Origin of the sequence: Bartonella sp. AP58NXGY (genome assembly GCF_042195785.1) — a bacterium.
GTDB lineage: Bacteria > Pseudomonadota > Alphaproteobacteria > Rhizobiales > Rhizobiaceae > Bartonella.
Genome location: NZ_JBHIOY010000109.1, coordinates 1 through 1,053 on the forward strand (window position 1 = coordinate 1; position 1,053 = coordinate 1,053).

Genomic DNA, 1,053 nt, shown 5'->3' on the forward strand with positions numbered 1-1,053 from the left:
ATTGCTAGCAGCTGCTAATGATCTTGTACTTCTCATCAAGCATCTTTATAAAAAAGAATGACTTGAAAGAATTCTTATCCACTCTATTTAGTTGTGTAAATTATGCTGACACTTTTTCACTCTCCCCTATCCACCGCTTCGCGCTTCATACGCCTCATTCTTGGAGAATATGGTGTAGCCACGCAACTGATTGAAGAATATGAATGGGCTAGAAGACACGAATTTCTCGCTCTCAATCCCGCCGGTCATGTTCCTGTTTTTCTCGATGAACACGAGGTTCCATTATCAGGTCCTTTTGTTATCTGTGAATATTTAGATGAAACGCATGGAAGTTTACGACAAGAAAATAAACTCTTTCCAGAAAATCCTTTAGATCGTGCGGAAGTCCGCCGCCTTAATGACTGGTTTTTAAATAAATTTGAAAATGAAGCAACACGTCATATTGTACGAGAACGGATTCATAAACGTGAAATGCCCCTTTCCATTGGCGGTGGGGCTCCCAATTCACAAATTTTACGCAATGCACGCGCCAATATCCCACCCCATATGAACTATCTCAATTGGCTCTGTGCCTCTCGTGATAGCTTAGTGGGTTCTACCTTATCCTATGCTGACCTAGCCGCTGCCGCTGCTGTCTCTGTCCTTGACTTTCTAGGGGAAATTGACTGGGAACAATCCCCTGCTGCCAAAGACTGGTATATGCGGATTAAATCACGACCTTCTTTTCGTTCTCTTTTAACAGATCGTGTCCGTGGAATTGTTGCAAGTACTCACTATGCTGATCTTGATTTCTAGTCTCCTCTCACAAAAACGAGTAAAAATGAAATTTTACCTAAAGAAGACTTCCCCGTTTATAAATCTTTATGCCTGCCTATAAATAATACAAGAATAGATTGCTTCACAATCCTATTGAACAGAAAATAAGAACTCATCATAATCTCTTATTTCAAGCCTTCTTATCCTGCCCCCCCAAAATCAATTTTTGCTCTATCCACAAAAAGACTAATTATAGAAATAAAGATATTTAACAAAAGGTTTTAAACTCTTTCTTTA

At 39.4% G+C, this 1,053-nt stretch carries 1 protein-coding gene; it reads left to right on the forward strand.

From position 1 onward, the window contains the following. Positions 1-102 precede the first annotated feature (102 nt). The gene (locus ACFINC_RS09810) at positions 103-795 is read left to right on the forward strand and encodes a glutathione S-transferase family protein (protein ID WP_120101922.1); all 693 of its coding nucleotides are present in this window, start codon (positions 103-105) and stop codon (positions 793-795) included. Positions 796-1,053 lie beyond the last annotated feature (258 nt).

Coding starts and splice junctions, on each gene's coding strand:
- ACFINC_RS09810 (WP_120101922.1), top strand. CDS start 103: ATGCTGACACTTTTTCACTCTCCCCTATCCACCGCTTCGCGCTTCATA.